Annotated in this window: 21 protein-coding genes; 9 read left to right on the top strand and 12 right to left on the bottom strand. The window is 71.2% G+C overall.

The window, feature by feature from the left end; all coding sequences use genetic code 11:
* Window positions 1-6: 6 nt before the first annotated feature.
* On the bottom strand, window positions 7-1062 hold the full coding sequence (locus tag ABH929_RS15610) for a ThiF family adenylyltransferase (RefSeq protein WP_404561850.1): 1056 nt from the start codon (window positions 1060-1062) through the stop codon (window positions 7-9).
* Window positions 1063-1157: 95 nt separating this feature from the next.
* Between ABH929_RS15610 and ABH929_RS15605 the strand changes: the two genes are divergently transcribed.
* Window positions 1158-2810 (top strand): glycosyltransferase family 39 protein, encoded by a 1653-nt coding sequence (locus tag ABH929_RS15605; protein WP_404561849.1) that lies wholly within the window; start codon window positions 1158-1160, stop codon window positions 2808-2810.
* Window positions 2811-2822: 12 nt separating this feature from the next.
* Here the strand turns inward: ABH929_RS15605 and ABH929_RS15600 are convergent, their stop codons facing one another.
* The 5 genes from ABH929_RS15600 to ABH929_RS15580 form a co-directional block, all read right to left on the bottom strand.
* A complete protein-coding gene (locus tag ABH929_RS15600) occupies window positions 2823-3755 on the bottom strand; it encodes a 4-(cytidine 5'-diphospho)-2-C-methyl-D-erythritol kinase (protein WP_263089965.1) in 933 nt (310 codons plus the stop codon).
* 9 nt (window positions 3756-3764) lie between these two features.
* Complete coding sequence (locus tag ABH929_RS15595; RefSeq protein ID WP_404561848.1) at window positions 3765-5084, bottom strand: O-acetylhomoserine aminocarboxypropyltransferase/cysteine synthase family protein; 1320 nt, start codon at window positions 5082-5084, stop codon at window positions 3765-3767.
* Entirely contained in the window at window positions 5084-6124 is a 1041-nt protein-coding gene (locus ABH929_RS15590; protein WP_404561847.1) for an LLM class flavin-dependent oxidoreductase, read from the bottom strand. The genes ABH929_RS15595 and ABH929_RS15590 overlap by 1 nt, the downstream gene beginning before the upstream one ends.
* 107 nt (window positions 6125-6231) lie before the next feature.
* Entirely contained in the window at window positions 6232-7221 is a 990-nt protein-coding gene (locus ABH929_RS15585) for a RimK family alpha-L-glutamate ligase (protein ID WP_404561846.1), read from the bottom strand.
* 262 nt (window positions 7222-7483) lie between these two features.
* Window positions 7484-8326: a helix-turn-helix transcriptional regulator gene (locus ABH929_RS15580; protein ID WP_404561845.1), complete on the bottom strand. Its 843-nt coding sequence runs from the start codon at window positions 8324-8326 to the stop codon at window positions 7484-7486.
* A gap of 102 nt (window positions 8327-8428) precedes the next feature.
* Here ABH929_RS15580 and ABH929_RS15575 point away from each other — a divergent pair, with 102 nt between their 5' ends.
* Window positions 8429-9169, top strand: coding sequence for an SDR family oxidoreductase (locus ABH929_RS15575; RefSeq protein ID WP_404561873.1), 741 nt, complete (start codon window positions 8429-8431; stop codon window positions 9167-9169).
* 11 nt (window positions 9170-9180) lie between these two features.
* On the opposite strand, the gene ABH929_RS15570 is transcribed toward ABH929_RS15575, so the two are convergent.
* The 5 genes from ABH929_RS15570 to rsmI all read right to left on the bottom strand — a co-directional run bounded on the left by ABH929_RS15570 (window position 9181) and on the right by rsmI (window position 14033).
* Window positions 9181-9618 (bottom strand): hypothetical protein, encoded by a 438-nt coding sequence (locus ABH929_RS15570; protein WP_404561844.1) that lies wholly within the window; start codon window positions 9616-9618, stop codon window positions 9181-9183.
* 138 nt (window positions 9619-9756) lie between these two features.
* Window positions 9757-10608, bottom strand: a complete 852-nt coding sequence (rsmA, locus tag ABH929_RS15565) for a 16S rRNA (adenine(1518)-N(6)/adenine(1519)-N(6))-dimethyltransferase RsmA (RefSeq protein WP_404561843.1) — start codon at window positions 10606-10608, stop codon at window positions 9757-9759.
* Window positions 10608-11516, bottom strand: a complete 909-nt coding sequence (locus ABH929_RS15560; RefSeq protein ID WP_123338561.1) for a TatD family hydrolase — start codon at window positions 11514-11516, stop codon at window positions 10608-10610. Before ABH929_RS15560 ends, rsmA begins: the two co-directional genes overlap by 1 nt.
* A complete protein-coding gene (gene metG, locus ABH929_RS15555) occupies window positions 11513-13090 on the bottom strand; it encodes a methionine--tRNA ligase (protein WP_404561842.1) in 1578 nt (525 codons plus the stop codon). Before metG ends, ABH929_RS15560 begins: the two co-directional genes overlap by 4 nt.
* A gap of 121 nt (window positions 13091-13211) precedes the next feature.
* Entirely contained in the window at window positions 13212-14033 is an 822-nt protein-coding gene (gene rsmI / locus ABH929_RS15550; RefSeq protein ID WP_404561841.1) for a 16S rRNA (cytidine(1402)-2'-O)-methyltransferase, read from the bottom strand.
* 66 nt (window positions 14034-14099) lie between these two features.
* Between rsmI and ABH929_RS15545 the strand changes: the two genes are divergently transcribed.
* The gene (locus tag ABH929_RS15545; RefSeq protein ID WP_404561840.1) at window positions 14100-15731 is read left to right on the top strand and encodes a dolichyl-phosphate-mannose--protein mannosyltransferase; all 1632 of its coding nucleotides are present in this window, start codon (window positions 14100-14102) and stop codon (window positions 15729-15731) included.
* A 132-nt stretch (window positions 15732-15863) separates the two neighbouring features.
* Here ABH929_RS15545 and ABH929_RS15540 read toward each other — a convergent pair whose 3' ends face one another.
* The gene (locus ABH929_RS15540) at window positions 15864-16526 is read right to left on the bottom strand and encodes a TetR/AcrR family transcriptional regulator (protein ID WP_159574131.1); all 663 of its coding nucleotides are present in this window, start codon (window positions 16524-16526) and stop codon (window positions 15864-15866) included.
* 169 nt (window positions 16527-16695) lie between these two features.
* On the opposite strand from ABH929_RS15540, the gene ABH929_RS15535 reads away from it, so the two are divergent.
* The 6 genes from ABH929_RS15535 to hrpA all read left to right on the top strand — a co-directional run bounded on the left by ABH929_RS15535 (window position 16696) and on the right by hrpA (window position 26841).
* Window positions 16696-18237 (top strand): MFS transporter, encoded by a 1542-nt coding sequence (locus ABH929_RS15535; protein WP_404561839.1) that lies wholly within the window; start codon window positions 16696-16698, stop codon window positions 18235-18237.
* 278 nt (window positions 18238-18515) lie between these two features.
* Window positions 18516-19388: a sulfurtransferase gene (locus tag ABH929_RS15530; protein WP_404561838.1), complete on the top strand. Its 873-nt coding sequence runs from the start codon at window positions 18516-18518 to the stop codon at window positions 19386-19388.
* A gap of 31 nt (window positions 19389-19419) precedes the next feature.
* The gene (locus tag ABH929_RS15525; RefSeq protein WP_404561837.1) at window positions 19420-20487 is read left to right on the top strand and encodes an NAD-dependent epimerase/dehydratase family protein; all 1068 of its coding nucleotides are present in this window, start codon (window positions 19420-19422) and stop codon (window positions 20485-20487) included.
* Window positions 20484-21029 (top strand): ATPase, encoded by a 546-nt coding sequence (locus ABH929_RS15520; RefSeq protein WP_404561836.1) that lies wholly within the window; start codon window positions 20484-20486, stop codon window positions 21027-21029. The genes ABH929_RS15525 and ABH929_RS15520 overlap by 4 nt, the downstream gene beginning before the upstream one ends.
* Window positions 21030-21120: 91 nt before the next feature.
* Window positions 21121-22965, top strand: coding sequence for a thioredoxin domain-containing protein (locus ABH929_RS15515; RefSeq protein ID WP_404561835.1), 1845 nt, complete (start codon window positions 21121-21123; stop codon window positions 22963-22965).
* 18 nt (window positions 22966-22983) lie between these two features.
* Complete coding sequence (gene hrpA / locus ABH929_RS15510; RefSeq protein WP_404561834.1) at window positions 22984-26841, top strand: ATP-dependent RNA helicase HrpA; 3858 nt, start codon at window positions 22984-22986, stop codon at window positions 26839-26841.
* The last annotated feature ends 15 nt before the right edge of the window (window positions 26842-26856 follow it).

Here is a 26856-nt window from a genome sequence, read left to right as displayed (position 1 = left end):
GTCGGATCAGGACATGCGCCCGATCGCCACGGGCAACCCTTCGCGGCGCCAGGCCTCGAACCCGCCGTCGAGGACCGTCACGTGCCTCCAGGCCGGTTGGGCGGCAGCCCACGCGTCCGCACGCGGACCACGGGCGCAGTAGACGACCACGTCCGCCGCGTCGGTGTCGTCGGTGACGGCTCCGGCGACCACGCCGTCCGCCCGTTCGGCGTCGGTGCGCACGTCGACGACGACGACCGGATCCGCGGGGTCGGCCAGGCGCGCGGCGAGTGCGGACGGGGCGATGCGCTCGGTCCGGGACGGATCGACCGCGACGGGACGGCGTGATGCCGGCCCGCGCCGGACGGTGCTCTCGCTCCACCGCCAGCGGCGTGCATCGACGGTCAGGACGCGTCCGAGCAGCGGTTCGCCGGTGCCGGTGACCAGGGCCAGTACCTGTCCGGCCATCACCGCTCCGACGGCACCGCACAGTGCCGGGACGACGCCGTCGAGGGCGCAGGAGCCCTCGTCCGGCAGGGCCTCGGGGTGCAGGTCGTGGAAGTCGACGCCGTCCGGCCCGGCGTCGCGGAAGACGCTGACCTGGCCGTCGTGACCGAGCACGGTGCCCCAGACGAACGGCACGCCGGCGTCGGCGCACGCGTCCGACACCGCCCGGGTGACCAGGACGGAGTCCGCCGCGTCGACGACCACGTCGTGTCCGGCGACGAGCTCCGGCTTGAAGGACCCGACCACGGCGACGGCGTCGAGTTCCGGGTCGACGGCGCGGGCACGGGCCACGGCGACCTCGGCCTTCGACGATCCGACGTCGGCCGCGGTGAAGAGCGTCTGACGCGCGAGGTTCGACGCGTCGACCACGTCGGGGTCGACGATCGTGAGCCGTCCGACCCCGGCGAGGTACGCGACCACGGGAGCCCCGAGCCCGCCGGCGCCGACCACCAGGACGCGTGAAGCGGCCAGGCGCCGGAGCCCGACGGCGCCGACGTCGGACAGGGCAGCGGTCCGCGAGCCGAGCCGGGTCCGCCACGGGGAGAGCGCTGCGACGGGGGCGACGAGGGGGTCCATACCGTCATTCTGGCCGGTCGTGCCGAATCCCTGCATGTGAATGTTCAGCGGGTGGACGCGGCGGATGCTCAGTGCCGCTCGGTACGGTCGCGGGCGTGAGTTCTCCCCGCACCGGCACGGTCACGGTCCGACGCACGACGTCGGACGCGTCGACGCGCGCACGGCTCCGGGCGCTCGCCCTGTCGACCGTGCGGGCGCTGGTGCGTGCGCCGGAGGTCACCATCGGTGCGGTCGGTGTGGTCGTCGCCGCGGCCTTCACGTGGGTGCCGTCGGTCTGGTACGACGAAGCCGCCACCCTGACGAGCGCGCAGCGCAGCTGGCCCGCGCTCTGGGCGGAGCTGCAGAACGTCGACGCGGTGCACGGCCTGTACTACGCGCTCATGCACGTCTGGCTCGCGCTGGTCGGTTACTCCCCGTTCACCCTCCGCTTCCCCAGTGCCCTGGCGATCGGGGTCGCCGCCGCGCTCGTGGTTGCGCTCGGCCGGCGGCTCGGTGGCGTCCGGTTGGGGGTCGTCTCCGGTCTGGTCTTCCTGCTGCTGCCCCGCGTCGCCTGGGCCGGCACCGAGGGCCGCCCGTACGCGACCGTCACCACCTTCGCCGCGCTGCTCACGCTCGTCGGCCTGACCGCGGTCCGTCGTACCCGGGTGCGGCACCACGCGACGCGGTGGTGGGTCGTCTACGGCGTGCTGGCGGCCGTGGCCGTGGTGTTCAACGTCTACCTGTCCCTCGCCGTCGTGGCGCACGGCGTCGTGCTCGCCTGGACCGGCGTCGCCGACCGGGCGGCCCGCCGTCAGGCCTCGGTGACCGACCGCCGTGGCGCCGTGCCCTCGGCGATGGTGGACCGCGCAGTCGTCGTCCGCTGGGCCGTCGCCGCCGCGGCCGCAGCCGTGGTCGTCCTGCCGTTCATCGGGCTCGCGGCCGGTCAGGCCAAGCAGGTCGGCTGGATCACCGGCATCGGGTGGGCCACCCTGCGGCAGGTGTTCGCGACGGCCTGGTTCGGCGTCGTCTACCCGTACGCGACCCTCGGCTGGGTGCTCATGATCGTCGCCGTCGTGCTGACGGTGCGCGCGGCCCGACGCCCGTCGCCGGCAGCCCGCGACCTGCTCCGCATGCAGGCCGTCCGGGTCGCCGTGCCCTTGACGATCCTGCCCACCGCACTGCTGGTCGCCGCGACCGCCGCCGGCGAGCACCTGTACTCCCCCAAGTACGCGAGCATCAGCCTGCCGTTCGTGGCGCTCCTGATCGGACTGGCGATCACGGCCATCCGCCCGCGACGCTGGATCGCGATGGCCGTCGTCGCCATGGTCCTGGTGTCCGTTCCGACGTCGACGATCGTGCGACTGCCGCACGCCAAGCAGTCCTCGCACTGGGCGAACGCCGCGGCCGTGATCGAGCGCGAGCGCAACTGGGCGACCGACTCCGACGAAGGCGTCATCTACGGCAGCGTGTACGGGCACCCCACCACGACCGCGCAGGTCATCGCCGACGCCTACCCCGAGGCCTTCACCGGCATGCGGGACCTCGCCGTCACGCGCACGGGAGCCGAACGCGGCCAGCTCTGGAACACGAACGGCGACATCGCCACGACGGTGCCCGCTCGCCTGGACGACATCGACACCGTGTGGTTCGTCGGTGCCACGTCGCGGAACATCCGCCCGCAGGTGTCCGAGACGCTGAAGGCCCAGGGGTTCCACGTCGTGCGCTGGTGGCACGAGGACACGGTCATCCTCTGGAAGTACAGCCGCTGACCGTCAGGACGGTCAGTGCACGAGGCGGGCGCCGTGCACCGGACCGGTGGCACGGAGCGCGACCAGCCCGGCGGCGCTGAGTTCGACCTGCAGTTCGAGCGCGGCGTCGCGGTCGCCGACGAGGAACGCCACCGTCGGACCGCTGCCCGACACCAGACCCGCGAGCGCTCCGGCCTTCTCGCCGACTTCGAGGGTCGACGCGAGACCGGGCTGCAGCCGCATGGCCGGGGCCTGCAGGTCGTTGTGGACGCAGTCGGCGAGCAGGTCGGGGTCGCCGGCGCGCAGCGCCTGCAGCACGTTCGACTCCACCACGGGGTGGGACGGCGCCGGTGCGATGTCGGCGCGGTAGCGCTCCCGGTGCTCGTCGAGCGCACGGTAGACCGCCGGGGTCGACAGGCCGTCGTCGCTCAACGCGAGGACCCAGTGGAACTCGCCCTTCGCCAGCGCGGGGCTCAGTTCGTCGCCGCGCCCGGTGCCCACGGCCGTGCCCCCGGCGAAGGCGAACGGCACGTCCGCGCCGAGCTGTGCGGCGAGACGGAGCAGTTCTTCGCGCCCGAGGGCGGTGCCCCAGAGCGTGTCCACGGCGAGCAGCGTGGCCGCGGCGTCCGCCGAGCCCCCACCCATGCCGCCGGCCACCGGCACCTGCTTGTCGATCGTCAACCGGACCCCACCCCGGTGCCCCGCGGCGTCGGCCACGAGCCGGGCCGCACGGATCGCCAGGTTCGACTCGTCGACCGGAACGTTCGACGTGTCGATCGGACCGGTGAACGTCACCGAGAAGTCGTCGGCGTGCTCGGCTGTGACGTCCTCGTACAGCGACACGGCCTGGTACGCGGTCGCCACGTCGTGGTAGCCGTCGTCCTGCAGCGCACCGACGGACAGGAACACGTTGATCTTGCCGGGGGCGCGCGTCCGCACGCGGGTCGGGGCGGCCAACGTGGTCATGCCCCCAACCTATCCCGCTGCGGCTGCCGCGAAGCCCCGCGCCAGGTCGGCGAGGACGTCGTCGATGTGCTCGAGGCCGATCGACAGCCGGATGAGCCCGTCGCCCACACCCGCCGCGGCGCGCTCCGACGACGTCATCTGCACGTGGGTCGTCGACGCCGGGTGCACGACGAGCGACCGGACGTCACCGATGTTCGACACGTGGTCGAACAGCTCGAGGGCGGCCACGAACCGCCGTCCGGCCTCGACCCCGCCGTCCAGGTCGAACGCCAGGACCGCCGACGGCCCCTTCGGCACGTAGCGCTGCTGCAGGTGGTGCCACGGCGACGACGGCAGCCCCGCGTAGTGCACGCCGAGCACCTGGTCGTGCGCGTCCAGCCACGACGCGACGGCGGCCGCGTTCGACACGTGCCGGTCCATACGAAGGGACAGCGTCTGGATGCCCTGCAACACCAGGAAGGCGTTGAACGGCGCGATCGCCGGACCGAGGTCGGCGGAGAGCTTCGACCGAGTGCGCTGGATGAATGCTCGCCGCCCGAACTTCGACGCGAAGTCCGTGTTCGCGAACCCGGACTGCTCGGTGGTCGCGAGCTGCGGGAACCGGTCGGCGTGGGCCGCCCAGTCGAAGTTGCCGCTGTCGACGATGAGCCCGGCGATGGCGCTGCCGTGACCGGCCAGGTACTTCGTCGCCGAGTGCACGACGATGTCCGCGCCGTGCTCGATCGGCCGGACCAGGTACGGCGTCGCGATGGTGTTGTCGACGATGAGCGGGACGCCGGCGTCGTGCGCGACCCCGGCCACCCCCGCGAAGTCCAGGACGTCACCGCGCGGGTTCGGGATCGACTCCCCGAAGAACGCCTTCGTCTCCGGACGCACCGCGGCCGCCCACTCGTCCAGGTCCGTGGGGTCCTGCACGAAGGTGAACGCGATGCCGAGGTCGTGCAGCGTCGACGCGAACAGCGTGTACGTCGCGCCGTACAGCGAGGCACTCGACACGACGTGGTCACCGGCCCGGGCGACGCCGAGGACGGCCAACGAGGTGGCCGCCTGCCCGGACGCCAGGGCGAGCGCACCGACGCCGCCCTCGAGGTCCGCGATGCGCCGCTCGAGCGCGGCCGCCGACGGGTTGTTCACACGCGAGTACGTGTGCCCCGGGGCGTTGAGCATGAAGCGGTCCGCCGCGTCCTCACCGGACGGGTAGACGAAGGCCGCGGTCTGGGCGATCGGCGGGACGTTGCCACCGAACCCCGGGTCGGCCTTGAAGCCCGCACGGATCTGCCGGGTCTCGAACGCCCAGCCGTCCTCGGCGCTGGTCTCCGCGGCCCCCATCAGGACTGCGCCCCGACGGACGGGCGGACGAGCGGGATGACCTGTTCGCCGAAGCGGTCCATCTCCTCGAGCTGCGGCGAGAACTGCAGCAGCAGCGTGTCCACCCCGGCGTCCTCGAACTCCTTGATCCGGGCAGCGACCTGCGCCGGCGTGCCGACGAACCCGGGGCGCAGGCCGCGGTTCGACACCGAGTAGTCCTCGAGCGAGGGGACGTGCTCGAGCTGCGACTTCGAGATGAAGTCCTGGTACGACTCGTACGCGTTGCCGTGCTGCACGTCGGTGATCCGCGCGAGCTCGGCCTGCGCCTCCTCCTCGGTCTCGCGGACGATGACGTACGCGGCCATGCCGAACGCCTCGAACGGCGGCAGTCCGGCGTCGACCCGGCGCTGCTTCATCTCGGCGATCTTCGTGCGGAGTTCCTCGACCGTGCCGCCGTGGGTCACGTAGGCGTCGGCGTACCCGGTGATCGCGGCCTTGCCCGCCTCGCTCTCGCCGCCGGCGTAGATGCGCGGGGTGACGCGCGGCTTCGGCTCGAGGTGGGCGTTCTGGACGTCGTAGTACTCGCCCGAGAACGAGTACGGCGTCTCCCGCCACATCCCCTTCATGACCTCGACGAACTCCGCGGTGCGCTTGTACCGGTCGTCGTGCTCGGAGAAGATCCCGCCGTACTGCTTCGCTTCTTCCGCCCACCACGCGCTGACGACGTTGAACGTGAACCGTCCGCCCGAGATGTCGTCGATCGTCGCCGCCTGCTTCGCCGTGACGGCCGGCAGGTGGTACCCCGGACGCATCGCCGCCATGATCTCGAGCCGCTCGGTCGTCGCCGCGATGGCCGCCGCGAGCGACCAGGCCTCCAGCGACGGCGCCGCCGTGCCCTTGATGTCGTTGAGGTTGAGCTCCGGCACGAGCGTCAGGTCGAAACCGATGCGCTCAGCGCGCTGCGCCAGGCGCTTCACGTAGTCGAAGGTGACCGGCATGTGCTCGTTCTCGACGTTGCGCAGCCAGCCGCCGAAGAGCGGGGTCCAGTATCCGAATCGCACGGGTGAGTTCCTTGGGGAGGTGGGGAGTGCCCTGGAAGGGGCGCGGAACGGACTGGAGGCGCGGGGCGGGCCCGCCACGGGCCTCCAGTCCGGTGGTTCTTGCGTTCTCAGGCCGTCAGTTGCGCTGCGTACTGCGTCTCCAGCAGGCCACCGAGGTACCGCGCGATCGAGCGCGGGCCGGAGGCCGGCGCGGTCTCCTCGACAGCGGGGTTGTAGTTCGTGTTCGTGTTGATGTCGTAGACGACCGTGCGGCCGTCCGTGGTCTCCATGAACTCGACGCCCGCGATCGTGACGCGCTGGTCGGCCAGGAAGGTGCGGAGCTGCTGGACGAGCGGGTGCTCGGCGGTGACCTCGGTCCGGACGCTGAACGTGCTCGGCTGTTCGGCTCCCGGCACGTCACATACTGCTCCAGCGATCACCTGAGGGACCTCGCACGCGTCGGCCGGGCACAGCTCGAAGCTGCCGGCGCTCGTGTCGACGCGGACGGCGTACACGAACTCGCCGCCGACGAACTCGACGCGGGTGATGAAGGGCTCACGGGCCGTCAGGAACTCCTGCAGCAGCGTGATGCCGTCGACCGCCGCCTCGAACTCCGGGGAGTCGACGTAGGCGTCGAACTCGGCGAGCGAGTCGAACCGGCGGACGCCCAGGCCCTTGCCGCCCTGGTTGTGCTTCGTGATGAACGGGACGTCCTGGCCGTTCGTGAAGTCCCGTGCCGCCTGCTTGAGCGTCGTCGTGCCGAACACGGCGGTGGTGCGGGGCACGTCGAACCCGGCGTCCTGCAGCAGCCCGTGCTGGGCCACCTTGGAGACCTCGAGCTCGAGCACGTGGCTGCCGCCGACGACCTGGCGACCCGCTCGTTCGAGCCAGCCGAGGACCGCGCGGGTGTACTCCTTGCTGTGCTCGTGGCCGCGGGTGTGGCTCGACGCCGACATGCGGGACCAGTACACACCGGGCTCCGGCTCGGCACCGAGGTCGATCTGTCCCTCGGTCAGCAGGATCTCCTGCACCGGGACGCCCTCGGCCTCGAAGGCTGCGGCGAGCGGCGGGAACCACTCGGGGTTCTCGTGGATGACGTACACGCGGGGAGTGCTCACCCGCCCACCCTAGGCACGGTATACCGCACGCGGCCAAGTGTGTGACGCGCGGTTGCTTCGTGTGGTGGGTTCGGGAGGGGGAGAGAGAGCCGGGGGTCCGGGTCGCACGGTGCGCGCTTGCCCGGCCGGTGCGAGGTTGATCGCTCGGTGGCGGGATGAAGCGCGGCACCGAGCGGCCAACGGCGCACGGGACCATCGACCTCGCACCGTGGGGGCTCGACCAACCTCGCACGAGCCGGGCGGACCCGCACCGTGCGCGGCGTCAGCGCGCGAACGCCTGCTGGCCGACGACGCCGAGGAGCTCGAGCTTCTGCGCATCCTCGGACCCTGGGGGTGCGGTGAAGAGCAGCAGCGCCTGCGCCTGGTCGTCGGTGTGCAGGACCTGGCAGTCGACGGTGATCCGGCCGAGCTCAGGCTGCACGATCGTCTTGTTGTCGGACCAGCGGCTCGTCACTTCGTGCAGTGCCCAGAGCTCGCGGAACTCGGGGCTGCGGGTCTCGAGCTCGGCGATCAGCTCGGTGGCCCGACGGTCCCCCGGTCCGGCCAGCCCCACCGCCGCCCGCAGCGACGCCACCACGACCCGGGCCAGTCGCTCGTGTTGCTCCGGCGCGTACTTCGCCAGCTCGTCGCCGGTCACGAACCACCGCCATGCCTGGTAGCGCTCGTTGCCGGGCAGGTCGACGGACGACCCGAGCAGCGCCGCGGCGAGCCGGTTCTCGACCAGCGTCTCGCCCAGGTGGCTGACCACGATCGCGGGTGTGTCCTCGAGTCGGTCGAGCACCCGCAGGATCGCGGGGTCGACGTGGTCGGCACGGTGCAACCGGGTCGGTGCGTTCTGCCCGGCGAGGTGGAAAAGGTGGTCGCGCTCGTCGAGACTGCAGCGCAGCGCCCGGGCGATCGCGGCGATCATCTGCTCCGACGGCTGCGGCCCACGCTGCTGCTCGAGGCGCGTGTAGTAGTCGACCGACATGCCCGCGAGCGCAGCGACCTCTTCGCGCCGGAGACCAGGCGTCCGGCGTCGTGGTCCCTGGCCGAGGCCGACGTCCTCGGGGCGCAGCAGTTCGCGACGACGGCGGAGGAAGTCGGCGAGTGCAGCGCGGTCCATGGTCCCGATTGTCGTCCGGTTCCCGCCGCCGTGCCAGGGATCGCCGATCCCCCGATGACCGAGGTCTGGATGGGTCGCCGACGACGGCGCATGGTGGTGGACATGGACATCACGAACTCCACCGTCTTCATCCCCGGCGCGACCTCCGGCATCGGCCTCGCCCTGGCCCAGCGCCTGCAGGCCGCGGGCAGCACCGTCGTCATCGGCGGGCGCCGCCAGTCGCTCCTCGACTCGCTCGCCGCCGAGCACGGCTTCGGCACCGTGCAGATCGACGTGAGCGACGCCGCATCCATCGAGAAGGCCGCCGACTCCGTCCTCGAGGCGTACCCGTCGCTCGACACCCTCGTCACCATGTCGGGGATCATGCGCAACGAGGACCTGCGCTCCCCCGACCACATCCACGACGCGCTCGAGATCATCCAGACCAACCTGGTCGGCACGATCCGCCTCATCGACGCGTTCCTGCCGCACCTGTTGGCGCAACCCGCCTCGACCATCGTCACGGTCTCGTCCGGCCTCGCGTTCGTCCCGCTCACTGCGACGCCGACGTACAACGCCACCAAGGCCGGCATCCACTCGTACACGCAGTCGCTCCGTCAGCAGCTGCTCGGGACCCCGGTGTCGGTGCTCGAGCTCGCTCCCCCGGCGGTGTCGACCGACCTGATGGGCGGAGCTGACTTCGGCGGTATGCCCCTCGACGCCTTCGCCGACGAGGTCCTCGCGCTGCTGGAGTCGGGGGCATCGCCCGAGATCCTGGTGCAGAACGTCCTGCCGCTCCGGTTCGCCGAGCGCGACGGCACGCACCAGCAGGTCTTCGAGGCGATGGCGTCGCGCGCGCACTGACGCGTGGCACGTCAGTCGGCCGCGCCCTCGCCCAGCTCGTCGCGAGCGATCCGGCGGTCGAGGGCGCGGTTCAGCATGGGGAGTCCCGTCGCGATCACCGCTCCGCCGAGCGCCCAGCCGACCGGCACCTGGTGCCAGCGGGTGATCGCGTAGATCGCGGTGAACACCATCACCGTCAGTGCTGTGCTCAGCAGACGATGCGCTCGGTCACGGTGCATGCGCGGCACGGAGTCGACCGCCGTCGTGTCCGGTTCATCCGTGTCCGGCCCGTCGTCCAGGTACGCGAAGGCGACCCCCCACACGACGATGCTCAGGCCGAGCACCACCGCGACCCACGCCCCGTCGCTGGACGGATCGCGGACGATGACCGACGCTGCGAAGCAGCCGATGGCGAGCCCGCCGAGCCCGGCGATGATCGTGATCCAGCGGGGGAGGGTGATGCGAGGCACTCACCGATCGTAGGGCCGAGGCGACCGTGGGCGCGCTCCCCCGTTCGCGGCGTCTGGGTCCGGCGAGCAGCTGCTGCAGTTCGGCCTCGGCGTCGCCGCGTCGATCAGCGCATGCCACTCGCCCGGTGACTTGCCCGTCTACTCCGCGGCCGCCAGGACCGACCGACCGAGCCGCACGAAGTCGTCGACACCGATCGCCTCGCCCCGAGCCGTCGGGTCGATGCCCGCCGCCGTCAGGACCTCGGAGGCGTGGGCACTGCCGCCGAGCACACCGGACAGGCTCTGCCGCAGCATCTTCCGCCGCTGCTGGAACGCCGCATCGACCAGGGTGAAGACCCGCGACCGCAGCCGCTCGTCCCCCGGGGGATCGTGCCGGTCGAACGCCACCAGCACGCTGTCGACGTTCGGCACGGGCCAGAACACCTGGCGGCTGACGAGCCCGGCCGTGCTCCACGAGCCGTACCAGGCGGCCTTGACGCTCGGCGACCCGTAGACCTTGCTGCCCGGGCCCGCGGCGAGACGGTACCCGACCTCGGCCTGCACCATCACGAGCGACCGCTCGATCGACGGGAAGGTCGCGAGCAGGTGCAGCAGCACGGGCACCGAGATGTTGTAGGGCAGGTTCGCGACGAGGTGCGTCGGTTCGGTGTCGAGGTCCGATGCGGCGACGGTCATCGCGTCCTGCTGCACGACCGTCAACGTGGCCGTCGGCTGCAGCGCGCTGACCGTCGACGGCAACTTCGCCGCGAGCCGCTTGTCGATCTCGACGGCGGTGACGGGTGCCCCGGTCTCGGTGAGCCCGAGCGTCAGGGAGCCGAGGCCCGGCCCGATCTCGAGCACCCGGGACGAGGGCGTCACGCCGGCGACCGACACGATGCGCCGGACGGTGTTGGCGTCGTGCACGAAGTTCTGCCCGAGCTTCTTCGTCGGGGTCACGTCGAGTTCGGCGGCGAGCTCCCGGATCTCGGCCGGGCCGAGCAGCGCGCCCACTACTCGTCCACCGTCACGGGCTCGGCGTCCCACGCACCGTAGACGAGCTCGGTGTTCGACGCGATCTGCGCGGCGAGCATCGAGGCATCGGTGCCGAGGGTCTCCGCCATCGACCGCAGGGTGATCGGGATCAGGTACGGGGCGTTCGGCCGGCCGCGGTACGGCGTCGGGGTCAGGAACGGCGCGTCCGTCTCGACCATGATCAGGTGCCGCGGCGCGACGACGAGGGCTTCGCGGAGCAGTGCCGCGTTCTTGAACGTCACGGTGCCGGCGAACGACATGTACCAACCGCGCTCGGCACAGAGCCGAGCCAGGTCGGGTCCACCGGAGAAGCAGTGGAACACCGTGCGCTCCGGAGCCCCGACGCGGTCGAGCACCTCGACCACGGCATCGTGCGCGTCGCGGTCGTGGATGGTCAGCGCGAGGCCGTGCTCCTTCGCGATGCGGATGTGCTCCTCGAACGAGCGGATCTGGGCGTCGCGCCCGTCCTCACCGGTGCGGAAGAAGTCGAGCCCGGTCTCACCGATCGCCCGGACGCGGGGCAGTGCCGCCAGAGCCTCGATCCCGGCGAGGTGCTCGTCGAGCAGCCCCTGCTCCTGCAGCGACGGCGCCTCGTTCGGGTGGAGTGCGACCGCCGCGAGCACGCGGGGTTCACGGGCGGCGATCGACGCGGACCACTGCGAGGTCGCGAGGTCGGTACCGACCTGCACGACACCGCGGACACCGACGCTCGAGGCACGGCCGAGGTGCTCGCGGTAGTCGAGCGCCCCGTCGCCACCGTCGGCGATCTCCATGTGCGTGTGGTTGTCGTAGACCGGGACCACGAGCGCCTCGGGCAGCGGCGGGTAGGTCAGGTCGCGCTTGGAGCCGTCCCCGTCGCCACGGGAGCGGAGGTGGGCGTCGGTCACGCGGAGACCTGCTCCGACTGCTCGATGCGCGGGAACAGCCCGCTCTCGAGCGCCACGACGTGCGAAGCACCCTGCCACTCGAAGGCACGATCGACGCGCTGCTCGGCGATCGAACCGCCGGCACCGATCGACGCCCACAGCTTCTCGGTGGCCTTCGGCATCACCGGGGAGAGCAGGACAGCGACGGTGCCGAGCCCACGGAGCGCGGTGGTCAGGACGGTGCCGAGCCGCTCGCGGTTCGCGTCGTCCTTCGCCAGCGCCCACGGCTGTTGCTCGGTGATGTACCCGTTCAGGGCGTCGACGAGCTCCCAGACGGCAGCGATCGCCTCGTGCGGTGCGAACGCGGCGATGGCTGCGTCGGCACGCTCGGTGACCGACACCGCCAGGGCATCGACGGCTTGGTCCGACTCGGTCAGCGACCCACGCGCCAGCACTGCGCCGTCGAAGTACTTCTGCAGCATCGCGACCAGGCGCGAGGCCAGGTTGCCGAAGCCGTTCGCGAGCTCGGCCTGGTACCGCGCCGAGATGTCCTCCCAGCTGAAGTTGCCGTCCTGCCCGAAGGTGATGGCACGCAGGAAGTAGTAGCGGAAGGCGTCGGACCCGAACGTGTCGGTGATCTCCGACGGCGCGATGCCGGTCAGCTTCGACTTCGACATCTTCTCGCCACCGACGAGCAGCCAGCCGTGACCGAAGACGCGCTCGGGCACGGGCAGCCCGGCAGCCATGAGCATCGCCGGCCAGATGACGGCGTGGAAGCGGGCGATGTCCTTGCCGACGATGTGCACGCTCGGCCACAGGCGCTTGAAGGCCTCGTCGTCCTCGGTGCCGTAGCCCAGCGCCGTGACGTAGTTGAGCAGGGCGTCGAACCACACGTACAGGACGTGGTCGCTGTCCCACGGGATCTTGATGCCCCAGTCGAAGCTGGACCGCGAGATCGACAGGTCGCGGAGACCCTGCTTCACGAACGAGATGATCTCGTTGCGGACGCTCTCCGGCTGGATGAAGAGCGGGTTCGACTCGTACAGGTCGAGCAGGCGCTGCTCGAAGTCCGACATGCGGAAGAAGTAGTTGCGCTCGGACAGCACCTCGACCGGGATCGAGTGGATGGCGCAGACCTGCTGCCCCTCGTACGCACCGGTGCCGGGGACCAGGTCGCTCGGCTGCTTGTACTCCTCGCAGCCCACGCAGTAGAAGCCCTCGAACTCGCCGGCGTAGATGTAGCCGTCGTCGTAGAGCTTCTGCAGGAACGCCGTCACACCGCGCTCGTGGCGCTCGTCGGTGGTGCGGATGAAGTCGTCGTTGGCCACGTCGACGGTGTCGAGCAGTGGCTTCCACGCGTCGGTGACGAGTCGGTCGGCCCACTCCTGGGGCGTGACCTCGTTCGCCGAGGCGGTGCGGAGGATCTTCTGTCCGTGCTCGTCGGTGCCGGTGAGCAGCCAGGTGTCGTCACCCCGCTGCCGGTGCCAGCGTGCGAGGACGTCCGCGGCGACCTCGGTGTAGGCGTGCCCGATGTGGGGCACGTCGTTCACGTAGAAGATCGGCGTGGTGATGCTGAACGAGGACCCGTCGGACATGCGGACCATCCTACGGGCGCGCGGAACCCGGATGACGCGCGCGGCGGTGGACTGTGGAAAACCGGATCCGGGAGGCCCGTGGCGGGCCCGCCCCGTGCCTCCCGTCCGGCACTGCCGTCGTCTACCGCGCCGCGAGCGCGCCTTCGTAGAGGTCGCGCTTCGACAGCCCGGTCGCGTCCGCGACCGCCGCTGCGGCCTCCTTCATGCGCATGCCGGCCGCCACCCGCTCGAGCACGAGGCGGACCCCGTCGTCGAGCGTCGCCTCCTCGGTGGCCTCGGCGGCACCGGCGACGACGATGCAGATCTCGCCCCGGACCCCCTCTGATGCCCACGTGACGAGCTCGTCGAGCGGACCGCGCCTGACCTCTTCGTACAGCTTCGTGAGCTCACGGCAGACCGCAGCGCGACGGTCACCCCCGAACCCGACGGCCATGTCGGCGAGCGTCTCGGCCAACCGGTGCGGCGACTCGAAGAAAACCATCGTGCGCTGCTCCCCCGCGAGCGCCTGGAACACACGGCGACGCTCCCCGCCCTTGCGCGTCGGGAACCCCTCGAACGTGAAGCGGTCCGTCGGCAGTCCGGAGACGGCGAGCGCCATGAGCACCGCCGACGGGCCGGGCAGCGCCGTGACCGTGACGCCCGCGGCGGCCGCGGCCTCGACGAGCGGGAAGCCGGGGTCGCTGATCGCGGGCATGCCGGCGTCGGTGAGGACCACGACGTCCTCGTCACGGGCGAGCTCGACGACCTCGGACGCCTTCGCCCGTTCGTTGTGCTCGTGCAGGGCGATGAGCCGCGGACGGTTCTCGATGCCGAGGGCGCGCATGAGGTGGATGGCGGTCCTGGTGTCCTCCGCCGCGACCACCGTGGCGTTGGAGAGGGTCTCGACGAGACGGCGCGAGGCGTCCCCGAGGTTGCCGATGGGGGTTGCTGCGAGGACGATCACGCCACCCATTGTCGTCGCAGCACCGACGCAGCGCGGACATGCGCTCGATCCGTAGGATGCTGAGCGATGACCAGCGAGCTGACCGACGACCGCACGGCCGTGCCCGACGGGCCGGTCGGCTCGCGCCTCGACGACTGGTGGGGGCGGGTGCTCTCCACCGCCCAGCGCATCGCGGTGTGGCGTTGGGCCGGACCGATCGCGGTGACGCTGCTCGCCGCTGTGCTCCGCCTGGCGAACCTGGGGAACCCGCACTCCCTGGTCTTCGACGAGACCTACTACGTCAAGGACGGCTGGTCGATCGTGCACCTCGGCTACGAGGGCACCTGGCCGGCGAACCCGAGCAGCGACTCCGCCCCGACGACCGACGACCGGTTCTCGAGTGGTGAGACGGACATCTTCACCAGTGCCGCGGAGTTCATCGCGCACCCGCCGCTCGGCAAGTACCTGATCGGGCTCGGCATGCTCCTGTTCGGGGCGGACAACTCGTTCGGCTGGCGGTTCGCCGTCGCCGTGCTCGGCATCGCGACGGTGTTCCTCACCGCCGTGATCGCCCGGTCGCTGTTCCGCTCCACCCTGGTCGGCACGCTCGCCGGCGGTCTGCTCGCGATCGACGGCCAGGCCATCGTGATGTCCCGCGTCACGCTGCTCGACGGGATCCTGACGTTCTTCGTCGTGCTCGGGTTCGGGGCGCTCCTGCTCGACCGGCGCCGGAGTCAGCGGCGGCTCGACGACTGGGTCGCCGAGCGGGTCGCCGCCGGCCGGGACACCCTGTGGGGGCCCGTGCTCTGGTGGCGCCCGTGGCTGTTCGCGATGGGGCTGACGATGGGGTTGGCCTCCGCGACGAAGTGGTCGGGGATGTACTTCCTGGCCTTCTTCGCCGTGTACTCCGTGCTGAGCGACATGCTGATGCGCCGCCGTGCGGGGGTCGAGTTCTGGTCGTCGAGCGCGCTGCTGCAGCAGGCCCCCGTGTCGTTCGTGCTCACCGTGCCGATCGCCGCCGTCACCTACGTCGCGTCGTGGACCGGCTGGTTCGTGTCGAAGGACGGCTGGGACCGGAACTGGCTGGCCTCCGGAGGAGAGCGCTGGACCGGGGTGCTCCGGTGGGTGCCGGACAGTCTGCAGAACTGGTGGCACTACCAGTCGGAGATCTACGACTTCAACATCGGGCTGCACACGCCGCACTCGTACCAGGCGAACCCGCTGCTGTGGCTCGTGATGCAGCGCCCCACGTCGATGTTCTACGTCGGCACCGATGCCGGCCAGGACGGCTGCTCGGCGAGCCGCTGCGGCGAGGCGATCACCGGCGTCGCGAACCCGTTCATCTGGTACGCGGCGGTCATCGCGACCGTGGCACTGCTCGTGCTCTGGATCCTGCGCCGTCAGTGGCAGTACGGCTTCGTCCTGCTCGGCGTCGCCGCGGGCTACCTGCCGTGGCTGATGTACGTCGACCGGACGGTCTTCCAGTTCTACACGATCGCCTTCGAGCCATTCATGGTGATGGCGCTGGCGGCGGCGATCGGGTTGGTGCTCGGGTCACGGTCCGATCCGCGGCCTCGACGGACCCGGGCGGTCGCCTGGGTCGGCGTGTACCTGGTCGTGGTGGTGCTCGCGTCGGCGTACTGGTACCCGATGTGGACCGCGATCCAGGTGCCGTGGGACTTCATCCGGTCGCACTACTGGTTGCCGAGCTGGCTGTAGCGCGCGTCGGGTGTCGGCCTGGCGCACTGGTCGCGACCAGACCGCCGGACGGGAGGCACGGGTCGACTCCGCCACGGGCCTCCCGTCCGGAGTCGGCTGGCACCGGAGCCGCGCGCGGTCCGCGGGGACGCGTCAGGACTGCGCGTGCAGCGCGCGCTCGATCGATTCGCGGTCGAGCGGGTCGCCGACCATGCTCGGCGCGGTCCGGGTCTGCGGCAGGACGCCCTCGATGAGGAGTTCGGCGTACCGGCGCCAGGCGTTCGGGTCGTGCTCGCGGGTGGCGTCCGCGACGGCACCCACCATGGCGGTGAGCATCGGCAGGTCGCGGTAGTCGAACCCGGCGCGGACCACCCCGGCGGTCTCGGCCCGCCCGATGATCGCGGAGACCTGGCGCTCCAGCCGGTCTCGCTCCTGCACGATCGACGGACGCGCCTTGCCGGCACGCACGATGGCGTCGGCGAGCGCACGGTCGCGGGCGCGGAACTCGAACACCCCGGTCAGGTAGACCCGCAGGGCCTCACGCGGGTCGACGACGTCGGCGGCGCGGGCGGCCGCGTCGTTCATCGCCTCGAACTTGGTGGCGAGCAGCGCCTCGATCAGGGAGTCCTTGTCGGCGAAACGTCGGTACACGGTGCCGACGCCGACCCCCGCTTCGTGCGCGATGTCGTTCAGGGTGACCGACAGCCCGCGCTCCGCGAAGCACTTGCGAGCGGTCTGCAGGATCAGCTCGCGGTTGCGTGCCGCATCGGCGCGCAGCGGGCGCTCGAGGTCGGGCGCGGACTCGGTGGTGCTCACGGTGCCGAACCTAGTTGAACTTTCTGGGAATAAGTGGATGCGGACCTTCCGTTTCGGTCTACACTGTCGACAAACGGATGCGGCGCATCCGTTTGACACCTCCCCTCTTCGAAACGCCCGACGGTGCGCGCTTCGTGCTCCCCCTCCAACCTTCTCGAAGGAGGCTGCCGTGACGGCAGAACACACCGTGCCGACCCCCACCGGGGCGGCACCCACGACTTCCGGCACCACCCCCGCCAAGAGCAACCACCGCTGGATCGCCCTGGCGGTCATCGCCCTCGCCCAGCTGATGGTCGTGCTCGACGCCACCATCGTGAACATCGCGCTCCCCTCGGCCCAGGCCGACCTGGGGTTCGGCACCGACCAGCGCCAGTGGATCGTCACCGCGTACTCGCTGGCGTTCGGCTCGCTCCTGCTGCTCGGCGGTCGCCTCGGCGACCTGTTCGGCCGCAAGAACACCTTCATCATCGGCCTGGTCGGCTTCGCGGTCGCGTCGGTGCTCGGTGGCCTCGCCGACTCGTTCGGGCTGCTCGTCGCGGCCCGCGCCCTGCAGGGTGTCTTCGGCGCCCTGCTCGCACCGTCCGCGCTCGGCATGCTGACCACCACGTTCCGCGACCCGAAGGAGCGCGGTCGTGCGTTCGGCATCTTCGGCTCGATCGCCGGTTCCGGTGCGGCCATCGGTCTGCTCCTGGGCGGCGTGCTGACCGAGTACGCGTCGTGGCGCTGGTGCCTCTACGTCAACGTCGTCTTCGCCGTGCTCGGCGTGATCGGTGCGCTCGTGTTCATGGAGAAGCCGCCGAAGGTCGACCGCCCGCGCATCGACGTCGCCGGCGTCATCACCATCACCGCCGGTCTGGTCGGCGTCGTCTACGGGTTCTCGAACGCCGAGACCAACGGCTGGGACTCCCCCGTCACCATCACAATGCTCGCCGGTGGCGTCGTCCTGATCGCCGCGTTCGTGTTCATCGAGACCCGTGTCGCGCACCCGCTGCTGCCCCTGCGGGTCGTGCTCGACCGTGACCGCGGTGGATCGTTCATCGCGATCGGCCTGGTGGCGATCGGCATGTTCGGCATCTTCCTGTTCCTGACCTACTACCTCGAGCAGACCCTCGGGTTCAGCTCGCTGCAGACCGGTCTGGCCTTCCTGCCGATGCCGCTGTCGATCATGATCTCGGCGACGCAGATCGGTGGGCGACTGCTGCCGCGCATCGGCCCGAAGATCCTGATCTTCGCCGGTGGCCTCGTCGCCGCGATCGGCCTTCTCCTGCTGCTGCGCACCGACCTGGACAGCTCCTACGCGGGCACCGTCCTGCCGGCGCTGATCGTCATCGGGCTCGGCATGGGCACGATCTTCTCGTCCGCGATGAACACCGCGACCACCGGGGTGGCCCGAGCCGACGCCGGTGTGGCCTCGGCGACGGTCAACACCATGCAGCAGATCGGTGGCTCGATCGGCACGGCGCTGCTGTCGACGATCTTCGCCGACGTCGTGAAGAACAGCCTGACCGGGCTGTCGGCGGCACCCACGAAGCTGCAGCAGGCCCAGGCCACGCTCGACGGCTACCACGTGGCGTTCGGCATCTCGGCCGGTGTGCTCGTGCTCGTCGCCCTCGCGGGTGGCCTGCTCATCAACCGGCAGTCGGTGCGGCTCGACCGGCTCGCCCACGCTGCGTCCACGACGACCGGGAGCATCCCCGCCGCCGCGCACTGACGCGTCAGCTCGTCCGAACGGCCCGTCCTGGTTCTGCCGGGGCGGGCCGTTCGTGCGTGTGGGCGGGGCGGGGGTGCGGGCTGGGGTGCGGGTGCGGGTGCCGGTGCCGGTGCCGGTGCCGCGCGGGTTTTGCGACGTTCCACAAGTCGTTCAACGCGTGGATCGTCGGAACATGCACCCACAGTCATTGCGCACGCACCAGCCACCACCCGCGCCCCGGTTTCGCCGTGTGTCGGTTTCCCTGTCACCCGTCAGTGGTCCGCATTATCGTGTGCGGCATGGCCCCCGTCCTGACCTCGCCGCTCGTGTCGACGCAGTGGCTCGCCGACCACCTCGGTGGTGACGAGCTCGTCGTCCTCGACGCCTCCGTGCACACGGTGGGGACCGGACTCGAGACGATGTGGCACTCCGCGGTCGACTCCTACGAGCAACGCGGGCACGTCCCCGGTGCCCGCTTCGCCGACCTCGTCGACGCGTTCTCCACGCCGGGCGCTCCGGTGCCCTTCACCCGCCCGAGTGCCGAGCGGTTCGAAGCAGCTGCCGGTGACCTCGGCGTCACGAACACCTCGACGGTCGTGGTCTACGACGACAGCGTCGGCGAGTGGTCAGCACGGCTGTGGTGGATCTTCCGGTCGTTCGGCTTCGACTCGGTCGCGGTCCTCGACGGTGGGTTCACGAAGTGGCGCGACGAGGGCCGGCCGGTCCGCGTCGGTGCACTGCGCCAGGCGCCCTCGCCGGCGAAGGCGCCCGATGACGACAGCGCCTTCCTCGCCGGTGAGGAACGCCCGCTCTGGGCCGACCACGCCCGTGTCCGCCGAGCCGTGTCGGGTGAACAGCCCGCCGCGCTGGTGTTCGCTGCGCCCGCAGCGGCCCTCGGCGACGACCACCCGCCGATCATCCCGGGGAGCACCCCGATCACGGTGGACACCCTGGTCGACCCGGACACCAACGCGTACCTGCGCGGGCCGAAGCTCGCCGAGGCGTTCGCCGCGGTCGTCGGCGAGGACGAGATCGTGACGTACTGCGGGGTCGGCAGCGCCGCGTGCGTCGATGCCCTGGCCCTGACCGTGCTCGGCCACGACAAGGTCACCGTGTACGACGGCTCGCTGCTGGACTGGTGGCGGCACGAGCCCGAGGTCCTGGCGTCCTGACGACGCCGCGCGTCCCGGCTAGCGTTGGGGCATGAGCTCCAGACGCGCGGTCATCCTCGGCGGTACCGGCGGGATCGGTTCGGCCGTCGCGCGTGAACTCCTCGACGCCTCCGGGCGGGGCGGCGACGACTGGCAGGTCGACGTCCTGGCCCGCCGCGGTGGCCCGGTAGCCGATTCCCTCACTGCCCGTGGCGCGACCTTCACCGCGGGTGACCGACGGGACACGAGCACCCTGCGCGACCTCCTCCGCCCCGGCGCGGACCTGCTCGTCGACACCGTGGGGCTGACCCGCGACGACGCGACGCAGCTCCTGCCGTTCCTCGACGACGTCGGGTCCACCGTCTTCGTCTCCTCGCGTGCGGTCTACGCCGACGAGCAGGGCCGGCACGCGAACTCGACGGACAAGCCGGTGTTCGGCGCCGCGGTCACCGAGATCCAACCGACCGTCACCGCGGGCGACGGCGACCCGACCAGCCGTGACGGCTACGGCGCGGCGAAGGTGGCCTCCGAGCAGGTGCTGCTCGACCACGGCGCCCCGGTCACGGTGCTGCGCCCGTCGAAGGTGTACGGCGTCGGCATCGGCCGTCCGCGCGAGTGGTTCGTGGTCCGCCGGGTCCTCGACGGCCGCGAACGCATCCTGCTCGCGGACCACGGCCGCGGCGTGGACCACACGACGGCGGCGAGCGGCATCGGCTCGCTCGTCCGACTGGTCGCGGACGCTCCCGACCGGCGCATCCTCAACGTCGCCGACGACTCCGCTCCGACGGCGCTCGAGATCGTGCGGACCATCGCCAGTCACCTCGACCACCGGTTCGACGAGGTCCTGCTCGACGCGGACGCCCCAGCCTTCGTCGGCACCACCCCCTGGTCGTCGCCGGCACCGTTCGTCCTCGACACGACGGCGGCGCGGGCGCTCGGGTGGCAGCCGCCGACCTTCGCGTCCGCGGTCCTGCCGGAACTCGACTGGTTGGTGGAGACCGCGCAGTCCACACCGGCGGACGGCGACGTGCCGTGGGCCGAGGACCCGTTCTGGGAGCGCATGTTCGACTACGGCCCCGAGGACGCTGCCCTCGCGCTCCTGTCGCTGGGCCTCGGGTGACGGCGCCGAGCACGCCCCGCTCCGAGGTCCTGTTCATCGGCGGGCGGTCCGGTGTCGGCAAGTCCACCGCTGCCGAGGCACTGCACGACCTGCTCGTCGCTGCGGACGTCCGCCACGCGGTGATCGAGGGCGACCTGCTCGACCTGGCGCACCCGGCACCGCACGTCGAGCACCCCGAGGTGCGGCTCGCGGAACGGAACCTCGCCGCCCTGTGGACGTCCTACCGCGAGCTCGGCCACCATCGGTTGGTCTACACGAACACCGTTTCCGTGCTCGAGCACGAGCGTCTGGCGGCCGCCATGGGCGACGACCCCGTGGTCACGACGGTCCTGCTGCGAGCGGCAGACGGTCCCACCGCCGAGCGCCTCGCGCGACGGGCAGGTGGCGAGGTCCCGCAGGCGCAGCTCGCGCACAGCACGCGGACGGCCGGGAGGCTCGACTCGGCTTCCGGGGACACGGTCACCCGGGTGGACACGGACGGTCTCACCCCCGCCCAGGTCGCACAGCGTCTCGCCGCGCTGACGGGGTGGCTCCCCCGCTGACCTGGCGTCCGGCAGCTGTGGACATCGTCAGTCCGTCCACAGATCGCGGCGATCGCTGGCCCGCTCAGTCACCACGGGGCACGCTGGAGCCATGAACGACAACCGACTCGGCACCTCGGTCAGCCCGTACCTCCGGCTGCACGCCGACAACCCCGTGGACTGGCGCGAGTGGGGCCCCGAGGCCTTCGCCGAAGCACGTGAGCGCGGCGTCCCGGTCCTGGTGTCCGTCGGCTACGCCACGTGCCACTGGTGCCACGTCATGGCGCGTGAGAGCTTCGCCGACCCGGAGATCGGTTCGCTGCTCCGCCAGGACTTCGTCGCCGTCAAGGTCGACCGCGAAGAACGTCCCGACGTCGACGCCAGCCTGATGGCCGCCGCGAGCGCGTTCACGCAGCAGCTCGGGTGGCCCCTGACGACGTTCCTGACGCCCGAGGGCCACGTGTTCTTCGCCGGCACCTACTTCCCGCCGACCCCGGTCGGTCAGGTGCCCGCGTTCCGACAGATCCTGGCGGCGGTCCTCGACGCGTGGACCGAACGGCGGCACGAGGTCGACGCGAACGCCGCGGCCATCGCGACGGCGATCCGGCAGGGGGCCGAGGCGGACGCGACCACCCGCGCGGCCGAGGGTGCTGACGGAGCCGACCAGCGCCTCCCGTCCGTCGATACCATCCGGGCCGTCACCGGTCAGCTCTCGCAAGCCGAGGACACCACCTACGGTGGTTTCGGCGGCGCACCGAAGTTCCCGAGCACGCCACTGCTGGAGTTCCTCGCCGACGCAGCACGCGACGGCGATGCCGAGGCCGACGGCCTGCTCGACCGGTCGCTCCACGCGATCCGGGCCTCCGAGCTGACCGATGCGGACGGCGGTGTCTTCCGGTACGCGACCAAGCGCGACTGGAGCGTGCCGCACTACGAGCGGATGCTCTACGACAACGCCGGCCTCCTCGCGGTCGCCGGGGCCGAGCAGGCGCGCGGCATCGCGGACTTCCTGCGCGACACCCTGCGGCAGGACGACGGAGCGTTCGTCGCCGCGCAGGACAGCGAGTCCACGATCGACGGCCAGCGAGTGGAGGGCGAGTGGTACCGACGGCCGCTGACGGAGCGCGTGCTCCTCGACCCGCCACCACTCGACGACCAGGTCCTGACCGGGTGGAACGGCCTGGCGATCCGCGGACTCGCGATCGCCGGTGACCGTCACGACGACCCCGAGATGATCGGCCTCGCCCGGGATGCAGCCGATGCACTGCTGCGGTCGCACGTGCGCGACGGGCACGTCCTGGTCCGCTCGAGCACTTCTCGCGGAGCGTCAGCAGCACCGGCGACCATCGAGGACGTCGGGCTGCTGGCCGAGGGTCTGCTCGAGCTCGCGCTGGTGACCGGCGAGGTCACCTACGCCCTGACGGCTCGTTCCCTGGTCGACGACGGCCTGGCGAACCGGTTCGACGTCGACGCCGTGCTCGCCGGAGCGGGCACGGCAACCGGGGAACAGCCGCAGACCGCGATGCGCTCCGGCACGGTGGCGCTGGCCGCAGCGGCAGCCAGCCTCACGGCGTTGACCGGCGACGCCGCGTACCGGACAGCGGCGGCGCGGTTGGTGGCCGACCGCGCGACGACGGGTACCGAGCGGCCGCTCGGGCACGCCGACGCCCTCGGTGTCGCACTCGGGCTGCAACGACCCTCGCGCGAGGTCGTGGTCGTGGCGTCGGACCCGCACGACCCACTCCGCGGTGCCGTCCGCGCCGCGCGCCGACCCGGCACGGTCATCGCTCGCGTGACCCCGACGCAGGCTGCGGAGTGGGCGGCTGCGGGGTTCGAGCTGTTCGAGGCACGGGACGCGCTCGACCCGGCTGCGTACGTCTGCCACGACCGCGTGTGCGCCCTGCCCGCTCGGTCCGCGGCGGACCTGGCCGCCGGGCTCGCAGCACCGGCGGCGTGACGGTATCCTGGAATGCTCATGTCTCCCACGCCGCCAGTCATCACGTACCCGCCCGAACTGCCGGTCTCGCAGCGGCGGGACGACATCGCGGCTGCCATCCGTGACAACCAGGTCGTCATCGTCGCGGGTGCCACCGGCTCGGGCAAGACCACCCAGCTGCCGAAGATCTGCCTCGAGCTGGGCCGTGAGCACATCGGGCACACCCAGCCCCGCCGGATCGCGGCCCGGACGATCGCCGAGCGCGTCTCCGAAGAGCTCGGCAGCGACCTCGGCGACCTGGTCGGCTACCAGGTCCGGTTCACCGACAAGGTGTCGTCGAACACCCGCATCAAGCTGATGACCGACGGCATCCTGCTGAACGAGATCCACTTCGACCGCGACCTGAAGCGGTACGACACGATCATCATCGACGAGGCGCACGAGCGGTCGCTCACGATCGACTTCCTGCTCGGCTACCTCAAGCGGCTCCTCGTCCGGCGACCCGACCTCAAGCTCATCATCACGAGCGCGACGATCGACCCCGAGTCCTTCTCGAAGCACTTCGGCGACGCCCCGATCATCGAGGTCTCCGGGCGGACCTACCCCGTCGAGATCCGGTACCGCCCGCTCGTCTCCGAGGACGCCGACGACACCGACGAGGACGACGAGACCGACTCGCGCACGGCCGACCGCGGCGGGGCGAACGGTGCCGACGACCGCGACACCCTGCAGGGGATCACCGACGCGTTGGACGAACTCGCGCGCGAAGAACCCGGCGACGTGCTCGTGTTCCTGTCCGGCGAGAACGAGATCCGCGACGCGCAGGACGCGATCGAGGGCAAGCGCTACCAGGGCACCGAGGTCCTGCCCCTGTACGGCCGGCTCTCCGCCGCCGACCAGCACCGCGTCTTCGATCGACGCACCACACCGGGGATCCGTCGGCGCGTGGTGCTCGCCACGAACGTCGCCGAGACCTCGCTGACGGTGCCCGGCATCAAGTACGTCATCGACACCGGGACCGCCCGCATCTCGCGGTACTCCCCACGCGCCAAGGTGCAGCGGCTGCCGATCGAGGCGATCTCGCAGGCCAGCGCGAACCAGCGTTCGGGTCGAGCGGGCCGTACCAGCGCCGGCATCGCGATCCGGCTCTACTCCGAAGACGACTTCGAGCGTCGCGACGAGTTCACCGACCCCGAGATCCTGCGGACGAACCTCGCCGCGGTGATCCTGCAGATGATCTCGCTCGGGTTCGGCGACATCGAGTCGTTCCCGTTCCTGCAGCCGCCGGACTCCCGTGGGGTGAAGGACGGCCTCGACCTGCTGCGCGAACTCCGCGCCGTCGACAAGGACGGCCGGATCACCAAGTCCGGACGACAGCTCACCCGGCTGCCGATCGACCCGCGGCTCGGCCGGATGGTGCTCGAGGCCGGGCGGCAGGGCGTCGGTCGCGAGGTCGTCGCCGTCGTCAGCGCCCTGAGCATCCAGGACCCCCGCGAACGCCCGCTCGAGAAGCGCGCCCACGCCGACCAGATGCACGCTCGCTTCGCCGACCCGACGAGCGACTTCCTCACCCTGCTCGCGCTGTGGAACTACCTCGAGGACAAGCAGGATGAGCTGTCGTCGAGCGCGTTCCGCCGGCTCTGCAAGGCCGAGTTCCTCAACTACCTGCGCATCCGCGAGTGGCAGGACCTGTACCGCCAGCTCTCCCGCGCCGCGAAGCAGGTCGACGTCCGGGTCGGGCAGTCCCGCTCCGACGACGGCGACGCGGTGCACCGGTCCCTGCTCGCCGGTCTGCTCAGCCAGATCGGGCTGCGCGACCGCGAGAAGCGTGACTACCTCGGCTCGCGGAACACCCGGTTCGTGGTGTTCCCGGGCAGTGTGCTCGCGAAGAAGCAGCCCGACGCGGTGATGGCGGCCGAACTCGTCGAGACCAGCCGGCTGTTCGCACGGACCGTCGGCCGGATCGACCCCGCGTGGGTCGAGCCCCTCGCCGGTGACCTGCTGAAGCGCACCTACGGCGAACCGCACTGGGAGAAGAAGCAGGGCGCGGTCGTCGCCTACGAGCGCGTGACCCTCTTCGGCGTGCCGATCGTGCAGCGCCGGCGCGTGCAGTACGCCCGGATCGACCCGGAGCACTCGCGCGAGCTCTTCATCCGCCACGCCCTGGTCGAGGGCGAGTGGGAGTCGCAGCAGGCGTTCGACCGTGCCAACCGGAAGCTCCGCAAGGAACTCGAGCAGCTCGAGGAGCGCACCCGCCGACGCGACATCCTGCTCGACGACGAGAACGTCTACGAGTTCTACGACGCGCGCGTCCCGGCGGACATCGCGACGACCCGCGACTTCGAGGGGTGGTGGCGGACGACGCGCCGCGACCAACCGGACCTGCTCACCATGCGCAGGGCGGACCTCCTCGACGAATCCGCTGCCGAGGCGGCGGAGGACGACGTCGAGTACCCGACCCAGTGGCGGAGTGGCGACCAGCGGCTCGCGATCCAGTACCGCTTCGAGCCGGGCGCGCAGGACGACGGCGTCAGCGTGCAGGTGCCGCTCGCGCTGCTCCCCCGCATGCGCGAAGAGGGCTTCGACTGGCAGGTCCGCGGCCTGCGCAAGGAGCTCGTGACCGCCCTCATCAAGTCGTTGCCGAAGCAGATCCGCAAGAACGTCGTGCCTGCAGCCGACTGGGCCGAGAAGATCGTCGCCGAACTGCCCGACGACGCCCCGACCGAGCCGACGGAGTCGTTCCGAGCGACCCTGGCCAAGGCGATCCAGCGGATGACGTACGTGCCGGTGTCGGAGTCCGACTTCGACCTGTCCCGCGTGCCGTCGCACCTGCTGCCGACCTGGGCCGTCGTCGACGAACGTGGTCGGCGGGTCGAGGCCGGTAAGGACCTGTCGGCCCTGCAGACCAAGCTCAAGGACCGCACCCAGCAGAGCGTCGCCTCGGCCACGGTGCGGGGTGCGGGACGCCCCGGAGGCGCGGCTCGCGTCGCCGCCGCCGGTGGCGGAGCCGGGGTGGAACAGTCCGGCCTGACGACCTGGCCGGCCCAGGACCTGCCGCAGACCCTCGACACCAAGCAGGCCGGCGGCGTCATCCGCGCGTACCCGTCCCTGGTGGAAGAGGGCTCCGGTCCGAAGGCGACCGTCGGGGTGCAGTTGCTCGCGACGCCGTCCGACCGGCAGGTGCGCATGCCCGCCGGGGTCCGTCGCCTGGTGATGCTCGCGGTGCCGTCGCCGGTGTCGTACATCCAGTCGCATCTGACCGCGCAGGAGAAGCTCGCACTCGCTGCGAGCCCGTACGCGTCGACGAACGCGTTGTTCGACGACGTGCTCGCAGCCGTCGTCGACGCGGTGATCCGTCGCTCCCACCCGGACCGTCTCGTGTTCACGAAGGCCGACTTCGGGGCGGTTCGCGACGCCGTCTCCGCGACCGTCGTCGACACGATGTTCACGGCCGTGTCCGAGCTCGCCGCCGTGCTCCTCGCCCAGCGGTCCGCCGAACGAGCACTCAAGCAGGCGAACTCGATGTCCCTGCTCGGTGCGCTGACGGACATGCGGCAGCAGACGGAGCGACTCGTGTACCCGGGGTTCGTCTCCGCCGCCGGCACCGACCGGCTCCGGCGCATCCGGGTGTACCTGCAGGGCATCGAGGCACGCGTGCAGAAGCTGCTGCAGAACCCCGGGCGCGATGCCACGTGGATGCGCGAGGTCACCGTCGCCACCGACCGCTACGTCGACGCGGGCGGTGCGTTCCCGCCGGCAGTCGGTTCGCATCCTGAGCTCGTGCACGCACGGTGGATGCTCGAGGAGTTCCGACTCAGCCTGTTCGCGCAGGAACTCGGCACCGCCGAGACGGTGTCGTTGCAGCGGATCACGAAGGCCCTGACCGCGGCGCGCTGATCGGTCTACCGTGAC

The organism is Curtobacterium sp. AB7, from assembly GCF_044909335.1.
In the GTDB taxonomy this organism is placed as follows: domain Bacteria; phylum Actinomycetota; class Actinomycetes; order Actinomycetales; family Microbacteriaceae; genus Curtobacterium.
Note: the sequence above shows the minus strand (reverse complement) of the source record. Positions and strands in the feature narration are given on the sequence as shown.

Coding starts and splice junctions, on each gene's coding strand:
- ABH929_RS15530 (WP_404561838.1), top strand. CDS start 18,516: ATGGCCCCCGTCCTGACCTCGCCGCTCGTGTCGACGCAGTGGCTCGCC.
- hrpA (WP_404561834.1), top strand. CDS start 22,984: ATGTCTCCCACGCCGCCAGTCATCACGTACCCGCCCGAACTGCCGGTC.
- ABH929_RS15610 (WP_404561850.1), bottom strand. CDS start 1,062: ATGGACCCCCTCGTCGCCCCCGTCGCAGCGCTCTCCCCGTGGCGGACC.
- ABH929_RS15580 (WP_404561845.1), bottom strand. CDS start 8,326: ATGGACCGCGCTGCACTCGCCGACTTCCTCCGCCGTCGTCGCGAACTG.
- metG (WP_404561842.1), bottom strand. CDS start 13,090: ATGTCCGACGGGTCCTCGTTCAGCATCACCACGCCGATCTTCTACGTG.
- ABH929_RS15600 (WP_263089965.1), bottom strand. CDS start 3,755: ATGACCACGTTGGCCGCCCCGACCCGCGTGCGGACGCGCGCCCCCGGC.
- ABH929_RS15575 (WP_404561873.1), top strand. CDS start 8,429: ATGGACATCACGAACTCCACCGTCTTCATCCCCGGCGCGACCTCCGGC.
- ABH929_RS15515 (WP_404561835.1), top strand. CDS start 21,121: ATGAACGACAACCGACTCGGCACCTCGGTCAGCCCGTACCTCCGGCTG.
- ABH929_RS15545 (WP_404561840.1), top strand. CDS start 14,100: ATGACCAGCGAGCTGACCGACGACCGCACGGCCGTGCCCGACGGGCCG.
- ABH929_RS15595 (WP_404561848.1), bottom strand. CDS start 5,084: ATGGGGGCCGCGGAGACCAGCGCCGAGGACGGCTGGGCGTTCGAGACC.
- ABH929_RS15525 (WP_404561837.1), top strand. CDS start 19,420: ATGAGCTCCAGACGCGCGGTCATCCTCGGCGGTACCGGCGGGATCGGT.